At 72.2% G+C, this 16,137-nt stretch carries 15 protein-coding genes; 13 read left to right on the top strand and 2 right to left on the bottom strand.

Annotated elements, in window-relative coordinates:
- Window positions 1-39: 39 nt before the first annotated feature.
- A complete protein-coding gene (gene fabG / locus AB0O11_RS25495; protein WP_363391332.1) occupies window positions 40-807 on the bottom strand; it encodes a 3-oxoacyl-ACP reductase FabG in 768 nt (255 codons plus the stop codon).
- A 445-nt stretch (window positions 808-1,252) separates the two neighbouring features.
- Between fabG and AB0O11_RS25490 the strand changes: the two genes are divergently transcribed.
- Window positions 1,253-2,077, top strand: coding sequence for a MarR family transcriptional regulator (locus AB0O11_RS25490; RefSeq protein WP_363391330.1), 825 nt, complete (start codon window positions 1,253-1,255; stop codon window positions 2,075-2,077).
- Window positions 2,078-2,256: 179 nt separating this feature from the next.
- Here the strand turns inward: AB0O11_RS25490 and AB0O11_RS25485 are convergent, their stop codons facing one another.
- Window positions 2,257-3,120, bottom strand: coding sequence for an aldo/keto reductase (locus AB0O11_RS25485; protein WP_363391327.1), 864 nt, complete (start codon window positions 3,118-3,120; stop codon window positions 2,257-2,259).
- A gap of 566 nt (window positions 3,121-3,686) precedes the next feature.
- On the opposite strand from AB0O11_RS25485, the gene AB0O11_RS25480 reads away from it, so the two are divergent.
- From AB0O11_RS25480 to AB0O11_RS25425, 12 genes are all read left to right on the top strand, one after another.
- A complete protein-coding gene (locus tag AB0O11_RS25480) occupies window positions 3,687-5,462 on the top strand; it encodes an ABC transporter ATP-binding protein (RefSeq protein WP_363391324.1) in 1,776 nt (591 codons plus the stop codon).
- Between the two features lie 43 nt (window positions 5,463-5,505).
- The gene (locus AB0O11_RS25475; protein ID WP_363391322.1) at window positions 5,506-7,278 is read left to right on the top strand and encodes an ABC transporter ATP-binding protein; all 1,773 of its coding nucleotides are present in this window, start codon (window positions 5,506-5,508) and stop codon (window positions 7,276-7,278) included.
- A 159-nt stretch (window positions 7,279-7,437) separates the two neighbouring features.
- The gene (locus tag AB0O11_RS25470; protein ID WP_363391319.1) at window positions 7,438-7,683 is read left to right on the top strand and encodes a LapA family protein; all 246 of its coding nucleotides are present in this window, start codon (window positions 7,438-7,440) and stop codon (window positions 7,681-7,683) included.
- Window positions 7,684-7,730: 47 nt separating this feature from the next.
- On the top strand, window positions 7,731-8,459 hold the full coding sequence (locus AB0O11_RS25465; RefSeq protein WP_363391467.1) for an amino acid ABC transporter ATP-binding protein: 729 nt from the start codon (window positions 7,731-7,733) through the stop codon (window positions 8,457-8,459).
- 135 nt (window positions 8,460-8,594) lie between these two features.
- Entirely contained in the window at window positions 8,595-9,476 is an 882-nt protein-coding gene (locus AB0O11_RS25460; RefSeq protein ID WP_363391316.1) for a glutamate ABC transporter substrate-binding protein, read from the top strand.
- Window positions 9,477-9,488: 12 nt separating this feature from the next.
- A complete protein-coding gene (locus AB0O11_RS25455) occupies window positions 9,489-10,133 on the top strand; it encodes an amino acid ABC transporter permease (RefSeq protein WP_363391313.1) in 645 nt (214 codons plus the stop codon).
- Window positions 10,130-10,999 carry an amino acid ABC transporter permease gene (locus AB0O11_RS25450; RefSeq protein ID WP_363391310.1) on the top strand — a complete coding sequence of 290 codons (870 nt, stop codon included), beginning with the start codon at window positions 10,130-10,132 and terminating at the stop codon, window positions 10,997-10,999. Before AB0O11_RS25455 ends, AB0O11_RS25450 begins: the two co-directional genes overlap by 4 nt.
- Window positions 11,000-11,174: 175 nt before the next feature.
- Window positions 11,175-12,080, top strand: a complete 906-nt coding sequence (locus AB0O11_RS25445) for a LysR family transcriptional regulator (RefSeq protein WP_363391307.1) — start codon at window positions 11,175-11,177, stop codon at window positions 12,078-12,080.
- Window positions 12,081-12,206: 126 nt separating this feature from the next.
- Complete coding sequence (locus tag AB0O11_RS25440; RefSeq protein ID WP_363391304.1) at window positions 12,207-12,788, top strand: cysteine dioxygenase family protein; 582 nt, start codon at window positions 12,207-12,209, stop codon at window positions 12,786-12,788.
- A 58-nt stretch (window positions 12,789-12,846) separates the two neighbouring features.
- Window positions 12,847-13,989: a putative sulfate exporter family transporter gene (locus tag AB0O11_RS25435; protein WP_363391464.1), complete on the top strand. Its 1,143-nt coding sequence runs from the start codon at window positions 12,847-12,849 to the stop codon at window positions 13,987-13,989.
- A 102-nt stretch (window positions 13,990-14,091) separates the two neighbouring features.
- Window positions 14,092-14,802, top strand: a complete 711-nt coding sequence (locus AB0O11_RS25430) for a spermidine synthase (protein ID WP_363391301.1) — start codon at window positions 14,092-14,094, stop codon at window positions 14,800-14,802.
- Window positions 14,803-14,977: 175 nt separating this feature from the next.
- Window positions 14,978-16,009 carry a TetR/AcrR family transcriptional regulator C-terminal domain-containing protein gene (locus AB0O11_RS25425; RefSeq protein WP_363391298.1) on the top strand — a complete coding sequence of 344 codons (1,032 nt, stop codon included), beginning with the start codon at window positions 14,978-14,980 and terminating at the stop codon, window positions 16,007-16,009.
- The last annotated feature ends 128 nt before the right edge of the window (window positions 16,010-16,137 follow it).

The raw sequence follows: 16,137 nt of genomic DNA, 5'->3' as shown, positions 1-16,137 counted from the left end.
GGCTTCCCACTCCGTGGTAACCCTGTGTAGGTTCCGTGCTCAGTCGAGGGGGCCGCCCGCGACGTAGATCACCTGGCCGGAGACGAAGCCGGCACCCTCGCTCGCGAGGAAGGAGATGGTGTGGGCGACGTCCTCAGGTCGGCCGACCCGCTGGACCGGGATCTGAGAGGCTGCGGCCCGCTTGAAGTCTTCGAAGTCCATGCCGACCCGGGCGGCGGTGGCGGCTGTCATGTCCGTGGCGATGAAGCCCGGGGCGACGGCGTTGGCCGTGATGCCGAACTTGCCCAGCTCGATGGCCAAAGTCTTGGTGAAGCCCTGGAGGCCGGCCTTGGCGGCCGAGTAGTTGGCCTGGCCGCGGTTGCCCTGGGCCGAGGACGAGGACAGGTTGACGATGCGGCCGAAACCGGCGTCGACCATGTGCTTCTGCACCGCGCGGGTCATCAGGAAGGCGCCGCGGAGGTGAACGTTCATGACCGTGTCCCAGTCGGACTCGGACATCTTGAAGATCAGGTTGTCGCGGAGTACGCCCGCGTTGTTCACCAGGACGACCGGGGCGCCGAGCTCGGCGGCCACGCGGCCGACGGCGGCCTGGACCTGCTCGGCGTCCGAGACGTCGGCGCCGACGGCCAGCGCCTTGCCGCCGGCGGCGGTGATCCGGTCGACGGTCTCCTTGCCGGCCGCCTCGTCCAGGTCCAGGACGGCGACCGCGTAGCCGTCGGCGGCCAGTCGGACGGCGGTGGCGGCGCCCAGGCCGCGGGCGCCGCCGGTGACGACGGCGACCCGGGGGGCGGTGCTCTGCTCGGTCATGCTTGCTCTCGTCTCTCTCGGGGGTTGCCTCCGGGGAGAGCCCCCGGAGAGGGTGGCCACACCCTACCGGCGGGTAGGGAGGGCGGCCAGGGTGGAGAGACGCAGGTGACGGTGGGTAAGGACCGGCCGGTCGGCTTTCTGCCGAGAACGGGTTACTGCAAGGCCTTCGCAGTCCGTAAATATGCCAATGTTGCCGAACCTGCGTCTACTATCCGCCCCTGCCTGCCAGCAACGGCCCGCCGTTTGTATAGTGTCCGCCAGCAGCCACCGGCTGCACGGCTGGAGCGCCCTCCCTCATAGCTGGACGCCCACTCGCCGTTACTGCCCCACCCGGGTGTCCCACACACACCGGGTGTGACATCGGGACGGATACATGGTGCTGGGGGAGATCCCGACAACCCGCGTGTCTGCGCGACTTCAGCAGTCGCCCGGACACCTCATTCGCGTGGCACAGCAGGTTCACACCCGCTTGTGGTCCGAACACGTCGGAGCCGATCTCACGGCTCCGCAGTTCGCCGTGCTGCTGGTCCTGGCCCTGGAGCCGGGTGCGGACCAGCGGACGGTCGGCGAGCGGGCCTCGCTCGACAAGGCCACGATGGCCGAGATGGTCGCGCGGCTGGTCCGCCGCGGCCTGGTGCTGCGCAGGCGCGACCCGGCCGACGGCCGGCGAAAGCTGTTGGCCCTCTCGCAGAGCGGTGCCCAGGCGGTGCGCGAGGCCACCGGTGGTGTGGTCCGCGTGCAGCGCGTCCTGTTCGAGTCGCTCTCGGCGGAGGAACAGGTCGAGATCGTCCGGGTGATGGCCAAGATAGCCAGGCTGGAGCCCGCGGCGGTCGCCGTCATCGCCGACGCGCGGCCGATACTGGACGCCCAGCGGGCGATCGGCTACCTGATCAGGGTGAGCCAGCAGGTGCACACCAAGCTCTGGTCGGAGCACGTGGGGGCCGAGCTGACGGCTCCGCAGTACGCGGTGCTGGACGCGCTGGAGCTGGAACCGGGCGCCGACCAGCGGACGGTCGGCGAGCTGGCCTCGCTGGACAAGGCCACGATGGCCGAAATGGTCAGCCGGCTGGTGCGCCGCGGTCTGGTGCAGCGCCGGCGCGACCCCTCGGACGGACGGCGCAACCTGCTCTCGCTCTCACCGGCGGGACAGGACCTGCTGCACCGCTCGGCCGCTGGGGTGGCCGAGGTCCAGCGGCTGCTGCTGGCCCCGTTGGAGGAGGGCGAGCACGAGGCCGCGCTCGCGCTCATCGCGAAGGCGGCCAGGCTCTAGGTCAAGATTTCGCCGCAGTAGCCAAAACGATTCGCCAAAACGCTGAGGGTCCATGGTCGTGGGCTTTGGCGGATCAGGGTACGCCGAAGACCGCCCGCACCCTCGGGGTGCGGGCGGTCTTCGTGTGACCGGCCGTCAGGCGGTTCGGTGGCTCGGGGGCCGGGCCCCCGAGCCGGGCGTCAGTTCCAGTCGAAGTCCTGCGGGTCCGGGCCGATCCGCTTGCCGGTGGCCACGGCGGCGATCGCCGCGAGGTCCTCGGCGTCCAGCTCGAAGCCGGTGACGTCCAGGTTCTCGCGGATCCGGGACGGGGTGACCGACTTCGGGATGGCGATCACACCGCTCTGGAGGTGCCAGCGCAGCACCACCTGGGCGACCGTGCGGCCGTGCTTCTCGGCGATCTTCACCAGTGCGGGCTCGGCGAGCAGTTCCTTGCCCTGGCCCAGCGGGCTCCACGCCTCGGTGGCGATGCCGTGCTCGGCGTGGAAGGCGCGCAGCTCCGTCTGGGGGAAGTACGGGTGCAGCTCGACCTGGTTCAGGGCCGGGGCGACGGAGGCCTCGTCCAGCAGGCGGGTCAGCTGCTCGGTGCCGAAGTTGGAGACGCCGATGGACTTGACCCGGCCGTCCGCCTTCAGCTGCTCGAAGGCCTTCCAGATGTTCAGGAAGCTGCCGTGCATCGGGCGCGGCCAGTGGATCAGGTACAGGTCGAGGTGGTCGAGGCCGAGCTTGGCCAGCGAGGCGTCGAACTCGCGCAGCACCGCGTCGCGGCCCTGCTCGCCGGACCAGTCGCGGGTGCCCGAGTTCCACAGCTTGGTGGTGACGTAGAGGTCCTCACGGGCCACGCCGCCCGCCAGGGCCTCGGTGATCGCCGCGCCGGTGCCGGCCTCGTTCTCGTAGATGGCCGCGGTGTCGATGGAGCGGTAGCCCGCCTCGATCGCGGTGCGGACGGCCGGGGTGGCCTCGGCGTCCGGGACCTGCCACACGCCGAAGCCGAGCTGCGGGATCCGTGCGCCGTCGTTGAGGGTGACGGTGGGGATGGTGCTCACGGGAAGGGATGCCCTCCTGATTGTCCTGTTGGTTCCAGTGGGGGCAACTGGTGCCCAGGTGCGATTGTTCCCGCCGAACGGGCGAATCTTGGGTGAAGCTTTGCGGGGGTTTGCCCCGGGGTGACCGCCGGCTGACGGTGCGCCCGGGACCGCCCTGCTGGGGGACGTGCGGGGGCGTGGGGGAGCGTGCGGGGCCGGCGTGCGGGGGGCGTGCGGATCCGGTGCGCTCGGCGGTGGTGAAAAACCTGTTGCGCGGATCACAGGGAGGTTGGCAGGCTCGCGGCCATGACCTCCTGACTTTCCGGGCCCTTCGTGCCCATCCCGTCTCCGTCCGGTGTCTCCTCCGGACGCATCGTCGACGTCGCGCCGCCGCCGTGCTGCCGCGCCGCGCGTCCTCCGCCCGTCGGCTCGGGCCGTCCTGCCGTCCCGCTGTCGTTCGGCCGCTGCCCGTGCTGTGCGCACGTCACCGAGGCGTTCCGTGCGCCCTGCTCCCGTACTCCCGTGCCTCCCCCGTACCCCTGTGCCCCCGTGCCTTCGCACCCGCGCACCGCTCGTATCGGAGTGTCATGCTGCTCACCCCTCTGCCGCTGGCCGACCCCGGCAGTCCCGATCTCTCCTCACCCCTGGCCTTCCTGCGTTGGCTGCAGCGCAGCCAGCGGCGCGGGCAGTTGCTCGCCACCTGCTGGACGCTGATCGAGATGGGGTGCCAGGCCGCCCTGCCGATACCGCTCGGGTACGGCGTGCAGGCCGCCGTGGACGGCGATGCCGGCGGGATCCGGCGGGCCGGCGGGCTCCTGCTCCTGCTGGGTGCGGGCGCCGCGCTCGGCGCCGTGCTGACACATCGTCAGGCGGTTTGGAACTGGATCCACGCGGCCACCCACGTACGGCAGTTGGTGGCCCGGCAGGCCTCGCACCTCGGGGCCGGCCTGTCGCGCCGGATCGCCACCGGCGAGGTCGTCGCGGTCGGCAGCGGGGACGTCGAGCGGATCGGCTGGTACGTCGAGCTGGTCGCCCGGCTCCGCTCCGCGGTGATCGTCTGGCTGGCCGTCAGCGCCACGGTGTTCACGGTCGATCCGGTGCTCGGGATCGGCGTACTGCTCGGCGTCCCGGTGCTGGCCGCCTCCGTCTGGCCGCTGATCGGGCCGTTCGAGCGGCGCTACGAGCAGCAGCGCGCCCTCGGCGGCAAGGCCACCGAGCTGGCCGCCGACACGGTCGCGGGGCTGCGGGTGCTGCGCGGCATCGGCGGCGAGGAGCTGTTCCTGGAGCGGTACCGGGCGGCCTCCCAGGAGGTCCGGGCGGCGGCCGTCCGTTCGGCCCGGATCTGGTCGCTGATGCAGGCGCAGCAGGCGCTGCTGCCCGGCCTGTTCGTGGTCGGCGTCACCTGGTACGGCGCCCGGCTGGTGGCCTCCGGCGAGCTCGCCGTCGGCACCCTGATCGCGGTGTACGGCGCGACGGCCTTCCTGGCCGCTCCGCTGCGCATCCTGGGCGAGGCGGCGCACGCCTGGAGCGTGGCCCGGGTCTCCGCCGGGCGGGCCGTCCGGGTGCTCTCGCTCAGCCGGACGGGCGGCACCGCCGAGGCCTCGCTGGTCCGGCCGGACAAGGCCGACCTGCACGACCCGGCGAGCGGGCTGACCGCGCGGGCCGGCGAGCTGACCGCGGTGGTCTGTGGGGACCCGGACTTCGCCGGGGCGCTGGCCGAGCGGCTCGGCGGCCACGTTCCGACGGCCGAGGGCGAACGGGAACAGGCCTCGGTGCGGCTCGGTGGCACCGAGCTGGACGCGGTGCCGCTGGCCGAGGCCAGGGCGGCGGTGCTGGTCCACGACAAGGAGCCGGTACTGCTCTCCGGCACGCTCGCCGAGCTGTTCGACATCCCGTCCTCGGGGCGGGTCCCGGCTCCCGCGGCCCTGGCGGCGGCCCGGTCCGACGACGTGCTGGAGGCCCTGGTGGAGGGCTCGCCGGAGTGCGGGGGAGACCCGATGCGTGCCCGGATCACCGAGCGCGGACGCTCGCTCTCCGGCGGGCAGCGCCAACGGCTCGCCCTGGCCCGCGCACTGCTGGCCGACCCGCCGGTGCTGGTGCTGGACGAGCCCACCAGCGCGGTGGACGCGCACACCGAGTCGAGGATCGCGTCCGGGCTGCGGGACACCCGGGAGGGGCGCACCACGGTGGTGTTCGCGACCAGTCCGCTGCTGCTCGACCAGGCGGACCGGGTGGTGCTGCTGCAGGAGGGCCGGGTCGTCGCGGCCGGGCGGCACCGCGAGCTGATGCGGACCGAGCCGGCCTACCGGGCCGTGGTCACCCGCGACGAGGAAGCGGCCCGTCCGGTGGGTGAGGCCGTATGAGGACCGCCGTCAACTTCCCTGCCACCCACGCGAGGAGTACGTCATGAAGCCCCCCGTCCAGGAGGAACAGGGGCCGGCCACCACCCTGCCGGTCGGGTCCCCGGCCGCCGTGCGTGGGTACCTGCTGCTGCTCGCGCGGCGGCACCGCGCCGGGTTCTCCGCGGTGGTGACGCTGCACTCGGTGGCCACGGTGGCCGGGCTGGTCGGGCCGTGGGTGCTCGGGCGCCTGGTCGAGTCGCTGGCCACCGGCACCGCCGGGTCCACCGTCGCGGTGGCGGTCGCCTGGTACCTGCTGGCGCTGGTGGCGCAGGCGGCCTTCACCGGCTGGTCGCGGATGCGCGGTTCGGTGCTCGGCGAACGGGTGCTGGCGGACCTGCGGGAGGACTTCCTGGTCCGCTCGGTGGCCCTGCCGACCGGTGTGCTGGAGCGGGCCGGCACCGGGGACCTGGTCTCCCGGGGCACCACCGACGTCGACCGGCTGGACAAGTCGGTGCGCGAGGCGGTGCCCGAACTCGCGGTCGCCGTGGTGTCGTTGCTGCTGGTGGTCGGCGCGCTGCTGGTCACCTCGCCGCTGCTCGCGCTGACCTCGTTGGTCGGGCTGCCGCTGCTGCTGGTCAGCTCCCGCTGGTACTTCCGGCGTGCGCCGCAGTCCTACCGCAGCGAGTCGGCCGGGTACGCGGCGGTGAGCAACGTGCTGGCCGAGACGGTGGACGCGGGGCGGACGGTCGAGGCATTGCGGCTGGGCGATCAGAGGGTCCGGCTGACCGACCGCAAGCTGAGCGAGTGGCTGGCCTGGGAGCGGTACACCCTGTGGCTGCGCTCGGTCTGGTTCCCGACCATCGACGCGGTCTACACCTCGGCGGTGCTCGCCACCATGGTGCTCGGCGGGCTGTTCACCCTCCGGGGCTGGATCACCGTGGGCCAGTTGACCACCGGCGTGCTCTACGCGCAGATGCTGACCGGCCCGGTGGACCTGATCCTGCGCTGGTACGACGAGCTCCAGATCGGCCAGGCCTCGCTGGCCCGGCTGGTCGGCGTGCGCGAGGTGCCCGAGCACGAGGGGGACGAGTCCGCCCGGCCGGACGGCCGTCGGGTCGAGGCGAAGGACGTCCGGTTCGGCTACCGCGAGGGAGCCGACGTCCTGCACGGGATCAGCCTGGACGTCGCCCCGGGCAGCCGGGTCGCGCTGGTCGGGCCGTCCGGCGCGGGCAAGTCCACCCTCGGCCGGCTGCTGGCCGGGATCTACGCCCCCGGCCGCGGCAGCGTGACTCTCGGCGGGGCGGCGCTGGCGCGGATGCCGGCCGAGCGGGTGCGTGCGGAGGTCGCCCTGGTGAACCAGGAGCACCACGTCTTCGTCGGCACCCTGCGGGACAACCTGCGGCTGGCCGCGCCCGACGCGGACGACACCGAGCTGCGGGCCGCGCTGGACGCGGTGGACGCCGGGTCCTGGGTGGACGCCCTGCCGGAGGGCCTGGACACCGAGGTCGGCTCCGGCGGCACCTCGCTGACCCCGCCGCAGGCCCAGCAACTGGCCTTGGCCCGGCTGGTGCTGGCCGACCCGCACACCCTGGTGCTGGACGAGGCCACCTCCCTGCTGGACCCCCGGGCCGCCCGCCACCTGGAGCGCTCGCTCTCCCGGGTGCTGGAGGGCCGGACGGTCATCGCCATCGCCCACCGGCTGCACACCGCGCACGACGCGGACGTGATCGCCGTGGTCGAGGGCGGGCGGATCAGCGAGTACGGCAGCCACCCGGACCTGGTCGCGGCGGGCGGTCCGTACGCGGCGCTCTGGCGGTCCTGGCGGGACGAGCGGTAGCGGCCGAGGCCGCGACCGCGGCTGTCCGGACCGATGGTCCGGAATTGGGTCGGAGCGTTTCAAACCCGTACGGGGCCGGATTGCCCCGTACGGGTTACTCCCTGACCCGGAAGGGCGCGTAACCGGGCAAATCAGCCGTCCGGCCCGCAGACTGCTCCGGTGACCAAGACTTCAGGCGGCTCGTCCCGCTCCTCGCGCGGTGAGATCGGCGGGATTCCCACGCGCTACATCGGGATCGGCGTCATCGTCATCCTCGCCGTGTGGTTCCTGTTCGCCAACCTCGACAAGGTCAAGATCCAGTTCTGGGTCTTCACCGTCACCGCGCCGCTCTGGATCGCGCTGCTGGCCACGCTGATCGCGGGCGGCGTGCTGGGCTGGCTGCTGAAGGGACGGCGCGACAGGTGACCACAGCCCCCGGGCAGGCCCCGATCGGCGCCTCGTCCTTCACCCCACTGATCGAGATGCGCGGGGTCAACAAGCACTTCGGGGACCTGCACGTGTTGCAGGACATCGAGCTGACGGTGGGGCGCGGCGAGGTCGTCGTGATCATCGGCCCGTCCGGCTCGGGCAAGTCCACGCTCTGCCGGGCGATCAACCGGCTGGAGTCGATCGAGGACGGCACCATCCTGATCGACGGCCAACCGCTGCCCGAGGAGGGCAAGGGCCTGGCCAGGCTGCGTGCCGAGGTCGGCATGGTGTTCCAGTCCTTCAACCTGTTCGCGCACAAGACCGTGCTGCAGAACGTCTCGCTCGCGCAGATCAAGGTCCGCGGTCGGCCCAAAGCGGAGGCGGACGCCAAGTCCCGCGCACTGCTGGAGCGGGTGGGCCTCGCCGGTCATGCCGGCAAGTACCCGGCGCAGCTCTCCGGCGGGCAGCAGCAGCGGGTCGCGATCGCCCGGGCGCTGGCGATGGACCCCAAGGCGCTGCTGTTCGACGAGCCCACCTCGGCGCTCGACCCCGAGATGATCAACGAGGTGCTGGACGTCATGCGCCAGCTCGCGAGCGAGGGCATGACGATGGTCGTGGTCACCCACGAAATGGGCTTCGCCCGGGCCTCCGCGAACCGGGTGGTGTTCATGGCCGACGGCCGGATCGTCGAGGACCGTGCCCCGGAGGCCTTCTTCAGCGCTCCCGAGAGCGATCGCGCCCGGGACTTCCTGTCCAAGATCCTGAAGCACTGAGGCGGCGCCGTGAACCGTGAGACGACGCCCGCGGCAAGGCCCGCGACGACGTTCGTGACGAGGTCTGCGGCGACGTCCGTGACGCCGCCCGTGGCGAGGCCCGCGGCGCGGCCCGTCGCGCGGGCGGGGAAGCGCGTGCTCGCCGCCGCCCTGCTGCTCGCCGCTCTGGTCGCCGGCTGCGGCAAGCCCGGCACCCCGCCGCCCAAGGGCCCGCAGCCCAGCGCCCTGCCCAGTTACCAGGTGCAGGACGCCTCCGCGATCACCGGCTCGCCGACCCTGGACGCCGCCCGCCGCCGGGGCCACCTGGTGGTCGGCGCCAAGGAGGACCAGCCGTACCTGGGCCAGCGGAACCCGGCCACCGGCGAGTACTCCGGCTTCGACATCGAGATCGCCAAGATGGTCGGCGCCTCGCTGGGCTTCCCACCGGACCGGATCGAGTTCAAGACCATCGCCTCGGCCAACCGCGAGACCGCTCTGCAGAACGGCCAGGTGGACTACTACGTCGGCACGTACACCATCAACGACAACCGGAAGAAGCTGGTCGGCTTCGCCGGCCCGTACTTCATCGCCGGGCAGTCGCTGCTGGTGCGCAAGAACAACGACACCATCCACGGTCCGGAGGACCTGGACGGCAAGAAGGTCTGTTCGGCGGCCGGCTCCACGTCGTACCAGCGCATCCAGTCGAAGTACCCGAAGGCCAAGCTGATCGGCTACGACACCTACTCGGCCTGCGTGGACAACCTGATCGCCAACCAGGTCGACGCGGTGACCACGGACAACGCGATCCTGCTCGGCTACGCGGCCAAGGTGCCGGACGAGCTCAAGGTGGTCGGCCCGCCGTTCTCGACCGAGCCGTACGGGATCGGGGTGCCGAAGGACGACACCGTGCTGCGCGGCGCGATCAACGACGGGCTGGAGCACCACATGCAGAACGGCGACTGGACGAGGGCCTTCGAGGCGACCCTCGGCCTCTCCGGGGAGCCGGCGCCGAACCCGCCGCAGATCGACCGGTACTGAGAGGGCCGCGCCGTGAAAACGCTGACCGACAACTGGTCGACCTACTGGGAGGGGTTCCTCGGCACGCTCTCGCTGTTCGTGGTGGGCGCCGTGCTGGCGCTGGTGCTGGGCGTGCTGATCGCGGGCTTCCGGGTCTCACCGGTCAAGCCGCTGCGGGTGTTCGGGACCGCCTGGGTGACGGTGCTGCGCAACACGCCGCTGACCCTGCTGTTCTTCATCGTGGTGCTGGGCCTGCCCCGGTTCGACATCACCCTGCCCTTCTTCACCTTCGCGGTGCTCGCGCTCGGCTGCTACACCTCGGCCTTCGTCTGCGAGTCGATGCGCTCGGGCATCAACACGGTGTCGCCCGGGCAGGGCGAGGCGGCCCGCAGCCTCGGCATGAGCTTCGGGCAGACGATGGGCCTGGTGGTGCTGCCGCAGGCGTACCGCTCGGTGGTGGCGCCGCTCGGCAGCGTGATGATCGCGCTGGCGAAGAACACGGCGATCGCCGGTTCGTTCAGCGTCACCGAACTGCTGGGCACCTACCGGACCATCAACGAGCTGGGCTACGGCATCGTCTGGACCTTCGTCTGGATCGCCGTCGGCTACCTGATCATCACCCTGGCCATCAGCGCCGTCTTCAACCTGCTGGAACGACGAGTGGCGGTGTCCCGATGACCGTTGAATCCTCGGCGCTGTACGACATCCCCGGCCCGAAGGCGATCGCCCGCCACCGGTTGTACGGCGGGATCGTGCTGCTGCTGATCGCGGCGGTGGTCGGCTGGGTCGTCTACATGCTGTTCCACACCCAGCAGTTCACGTACGGGAAGTGGATGGCCTTCGAGTACCGGGGCGTGCAGGAGTTGCTGCTGCGCGGGCTCGGGAACACCCTGAAGGCCTTCGGCTGGACGGTGCTGTTCGTGCTGCCCTTCGGCGCGCTGTTCGCGGCCGGGCGGCTGTCCGACCACCGGGTGGTGCGCTGGTCGGCCACGCTGGTGGTGGAGTTCTTCCGGGCCATGCCGGTGCTGGTGATGATCTTCTTCGTCTTCGTCGCCCTCAAGGTGCAGCCGCTGTGGGCGCTGGTGACCGGGCTGGTGCTCTACAACGGGTCGGTGCTGGCCGAGGTGTTCCGGGCCGGCGTGCTCGCGGTGCCGAAGGGGCAGCGGGAGGCGGCGTACGCACTGGGCATGCGCAAGACCCAGGTGATGACGTACGTGCTGGTGCCGCAGGCCAACCGGGCGATGCTGCCGGCCATCATCAGCCAGCTGGTGGTCGCGCTCAAGGACACCTCGCTGGGCTTCCTGATCACCTACGAGGAGTTCCTGCACGCGGGCAAGCTGATCGCCACCAACCTCGACTACGACCTGCCGTTCATCCCGGTGGTGATGGTGATCGCACCGATCTACATCGGCATGTGCCTGCTCCTCTCGTGGCTCGCCCGCTTCGTGGAGCGGCGCAGCCGGCGCAGCCCGAGCGCGCGTGGCGGGGCGCCGGTCGCCACGGCCGGGGTGTCGATGGGGCTGCCGCCGTCGGCGCAGCAGTGAGAAGGCTGGTTCGGGGCTGAACCATAGGTGCAGGTGGGGTCGGGGTCGATACCTCCAAATTCCTCTTATGATTCTCGGGCATCGAGGCGAGGCGGCAGCGGGGCTGATGCGCCCCTGCGATGACGTCGATGCGGGACCGAGGACGGACGAGCGGGTGGGAGGGATCATGGAGCCGGTGTTCGATTCGCGGCACATCAGGACGTTCCGCGAGGTCGTCCGGGCAGGCTCCTACTCGGCCGCCGCCCGCGAACTCGGCTACACCCAGCCCGCCATCACCCAGCACATGAAGGCGCTCGAACGCACCGTCGGCGTCCCGCTCTTCACCCGGGAGGGGCGCGGACTGCGGCTCACCGAGGCCGGCGAGGCGCTCTCCCGGCACGCCGAGCTGATCCTCGGCAGCATGTCCGCCGCCCAGAAGCAGCTCGCCGCGCTCGCCCGGCTGCGCGCCGGGCGGGTGCGGGTCTGTGCCTTCCCCAGCGCCAACGCCACCCTGATACCCGAGACGATGGCCCGGCTGCTGGCCGAGCACCCCGGCGTGCGGGTCGAGCTGCTGGAGGCCGAGCCGCCGGACTCCGTCCAGCGTCTGCTGCGCGGGGAGTGCGACATCGCGCTGGCCTTCCGCTATCCGGGCGGGGCCACCGAGGTGCCGGACGGCCTGGACGAGATCCCGCTGATGGAGGACCTGCTCACGGTACTGCTGCCGGTCGGGCACCCGCTCGGGCGCCGGCACGCCGTACGGCTGGCCGACCTCGGCGGCGAACGCTGGATCGCCGGCTGTCCGCGCTGCCGGGCCAACCTGCTGCACGTCTGCGCGGAGGAGGGCTTCGCGCCGGACATCGTGTTCTCCACGGACGACAACCTCGCGGTGCAGTCGCTCGTCGCCGCCGGGGTCGGGATCGCGCTGATGCCGGCGCTGGTGCTCTCCTTCATGTGCCACCGCAAGGTCACCGGGCGGGCCGTCGAACCGCACCTGCGGCGGCAGGTGAGCGCGTACGTACTGCGCGAGCACCGCCGGATCCCGGCCACCGGGCTGGTGCTGGACCACCTGCGGCAGGCAGCGGCGAGCCGGGTGGGGTGCTGACCGCCGATCGTCGGCAGGTGGCCGCCCGGCTGGTGACTGCCGACTACTGACATATAAGCGTTGACGGGGAGGTTGCTTATAAACCCTCCTTGGACGTGATGGGTCGGTAGGCCCGAACCTGCTGGTATGACACCCCCAGCCACGGTCGGCAGCGACCGGCTCACCGAGCGGATGACCGCGCTGATCAGTGAGATCCGCGCCGTCGTGGACCGCGGACTCCCGCCCGAGCTCACCGCCTACCTGGTCGGCGAGCGCCTGGCTCCGCACCTGCACGCCGACCAGGACGGGCCCGACGCGCTGCTCACCCCCGCCCAGCGCGAGGGTGACCCGCAGCGCTACCGCCAGCACGTGCTGCACGCCGAGGAGGACGGCAGCTTCTCCGTCGTCGCCCTGGTCTGGCTGCCCGGACAGCAGACCCCGATCCACGACCACGTCTCCTGGTGCGTGGCCGGCGTCCACCAGGGGCAGGAGAGTGAGACCCGCTACCGGCTGGTCTCCGACGGCCGGACCGCCCGGCTGGTCGAGACCGAGCACGTGGCCGGCCCGGCCGGCACCGTGGCCGCCTTCGCCCCGCCCGGCGACATCCACCTGGTGCGCAACTCCTGTAGCAGCACGGCGATCTCCATCCACGTGTACGGCGCGGACGTCTCGCGGCTCGGCACCAGCATCCGGCGGGTCTACCGGCTGCCCGCCGACCAGCAGCGGTGAGCGCGGCGTGACACTGATCCTCCGGCACCGCATCTCCGGTACCCGCTCACTGCCCCCGATGCGCGGGGACGCCCCCGGGCTGCTGCTCGCGGCCCTCGGGGTGGCCGCCGCCCTGGGCGTCCACGCGCTGGTGCCGGCCGTGCCCGAGCTCACCGCCGCGGTCGTGCTCGGCATGGCGGCGGCCCACCTGCCCGGGCTGCGCCCGGTGGTCCGCGGGATCGCCCGGCCGGGGCTGTCCACGGCCGGGAAGCGGTTGATGCGGCTCGGGATCGTGCTGCTCGGGCTCAAGCTCAGCCTGGACGACGTGCTCGGCCTCGGCTGGGCCACCGTCGCCATGGTGCTCGCCGTGGTCGCGGCCACCTTCGCGGGCACGCTCTGGCTGGGCCGGCGGCTCGGCCTTCCCGGGGACCAGCCGCTGCTGGTCGCCACCGGGTACTCGATCTGCGGGGCCTCGGCGATCGGTGCGGTCAGCCAGGCGGCGGGCAGCGAGGAGGAGGACGTCGCGGCCTCGGTGGCGCTGGTCACCCTGTGCGGGACGCTGGCGATCGCCGTGCTGCCGTTGCTCCAGCACCCGCTCGGGCTCGGCGAGCTGGAGTTCGGGCGCTGGGTCGGGGCGAGTGTGCACGACGTCGGACAGGTGGTCGCCACCGCGCAGACCGGCGGGTCCGGGGCACTGCGGGAGGCGGTGCTGGTCAAGCTGATGCGCGTGGTGCTGCTGGCTCCGCTGGTCGCGGGGGTGGCCGTCGTGGTGCGGCGCAACCTGCGGGCGGCGCGGGTGGCGGCTCCGCTGGAGGCTGCCGTGGCGGCTCCGGTGGCGGGCGGTACGGGGCATGTGGCGGGCGGTACGGGTCATGTGGCGGGCGGTACGGGTCATGTGGCGTCGGAAGCGAACTCGGGCTCGGGTTCGAGGCCGGGTGAGAAGTCGGTGAAGGCCGGCAGTCGTCCGCCGATCGTGCCGCTGTTCGTGGCGGGGTTCCTCGCGATGATCGTCCTGCGGACCACCGGGGTGCTGCCGGAGCGCGTGCTCGGCCTGGCCGCGGACGCCCAGGGACTGCTGCTGGCCGCTGCGTTGTTCGGTCTCGGCAGTGCGGTGCACCTGCCGACCATGGCTCGTACCGGCGGGCGGATCGCCCTGCTCGGGCTCGGATCCTGGGTGGTCGTCGCGGGCGTCTCGTACGCGGGGGTGCTGGTCACGACGTGACGGACCCGGGGACGGACTCGGCTATTGTCGGGCGGGTGTCCGCCCCGCCCGTACCGGGGTGGTCCCGCAGCCGAGTTCGCCCGAGTCCGCCATGGAGGACGGATGACCACCGCACTGCCCGAACGTGACGGCCACGAGGCCGTCGTCACGCTCGACCGACGGGAGGGCCCGTACGGTGAGGTGGTGCTCCGGCAACGCGGTCGGGACTTCGAGATCATCGCCAACGGCTGCTTCCTGATGGACACCGCCGACGGGCGCTCGGAGCGGCTGCTGATCCAGGCGGCGCTGGACGAGCTGGACCGTACGGGCGGGCCTGCCGAGCGGCCGTCGGTGCTGATCGGGGGCCTCGGGGTCGGCTTCTCGCTGGCGTACGCGGCGGCCGAGCCGCGCTGGGGCCGGATCGCCGTCGTCGAGCGGGAGGCCGCGATCATCGACTGGCACCGGACCGGCCCGCTCGGCGCCTTTTCGGGCGGTGCGCTGGACGACGAGCGGGTCGAGGTGCTCCACACCGACCTGCTGGAGTACCTTGCGGCGGCGGACGGCGAGCGCTACGACGCGCTGTGCCTGGACATCGACAACGGGCCGGACTGGACCGTCACCGAATCCAACGACGGGCTGTACGGCGCGGACGGGCTCGCGGTGCTGTGGCACCGGTTGCGGTCGGGCGGGGTGCTGGCAGTGTGGAGTGCGCAGCCTTCGCCGGCCTTCGAAGAGGCGCTGCGGACGGCGGGGTTCTCCGACGTGGTGACGCACGAGATCCAGGTGGCCCGGGGGGTGCCGGATGTGGTGCACCTGGCCCGGCGGGCGGGCTGAGGGCGGACGCGGACCGGATCGGGGTCGGGCGCGGGTCGGGTTCGGCCGGGTTCGGGCTTGATGGGTGGGGCCGGAGTGCGGGTGGACCCGGCGGTGGTGGCCGGTGGTTGCTGCCGCGTGCGTCAACTTCGATCGGCAGTGGGGCAGTCGGGCGGCAGGCTGGCGGTGGGGTTGGGTGACTGAGAGCGGGAGTCCCTCGGAGCGGATCGCGGCCGAGCTGCGACGGCGCATCGCGGCAGGGGAGTTGGCGCCGGGGGCGCGGGTGCCGTCCACCCGGCGGATCACCCAGGAGTGGGGCGTCGCGATGGCCACGGCGACCAAGGTGCTGAACCGCCTGCGGGAGGAAGGGCTCGTCCGGGCCGTCCCCGGGGTGGGCACGGTGGTGGCAGGGAAGCCGGCCCCGGCGGCCGCCCGGTCCCGGGAGCCCCAGCGGGCACAGCAGCAGGTGTCCGAACCGGCGTCGCAGCGGGAAGTGCGGCCGGTGGCGCAGCCGGCCGGAGGGCGGCGGGTGCGGACGGGCGGCGAGCGTGACCTCACGCGGGAGCGCATCGTGGCGACGGCCGTCCGGGTGGCCGACGAGGAGGGGCTGGTGGCGCTGTCGATGCGCCGGGTCGCGACCGAACTCGCTGTCGCAACGATGTCGCTCTACCGTCATGTGCCCGGCAAGGACGAGTTGTTGCGGCTCATGATGGACGTGGTGTTCGGCGAGCAGCCGCTGCCCGAGCTGCGGGCGTCGGACTGGCGGGAGGGGCTGGAGACGATCGCGCGGCTGCAGTGGCGGATCTACCGGCGGCATCCGTGGCTGGCCTCCACGATGTCCTTCACCCGGCCGGTGCCGGCGCCGGATGCCGCGCTGCACACCGAGCGGTCGATGGCCGTCCTGGCGGGGCGGGGACTGAGCTGGGAGGAGATGGCCCAGACGTCCGTCGCCCTGGCTGCGTTCGTGTGCGGGCTGGCCGTTCACTTCGAGCGGGAGGCGCAGGCCGAGCAGGACAGCGGGCTGTCCGCGGACGAGTGGATGGAGCGGGTGGGCGACGAGGACCACGGGCGGCTGATGGCGGATCCGGAGCGGTTCCCGATGTTCGACGCGCTGAACCGGGGGCCGGAGATCGACCTGAGCCTGGAGGCGCTGTTCGAGTTCGGGATGGCGCGGATGCTGGACGGGGTCGGTCTGGTGATCGAGCGGCGGGGCGGTGCGGACAGGTGACGGCGAACAGGTGACAGGCAACAGGTAACAGATTTCAGATTTCGTTCGCTGAAATCTGAAATCCGTCAGCTGTCATCTGTTCGCCGCGCAGCCGCGTTGCCGCCGCAGTCGCCCCCCGGCCCCCGCCC

This window comes from Kitasatospora sp. NPDC093102, from assembly GCF_040683915.1.
In the GTDB taxonomy this organism is placed as follows: domain Bacteria; phylum Actinomycetota; class Actinomycetes; order Streptomycetales; family Streptomycetaceae; genus Kitasatospora.
The sequence above is the reverse complement of the archived record's forward strand: the minus strand, read 5'-3'. Positions and strand labels throughout refer to the sequence as shown.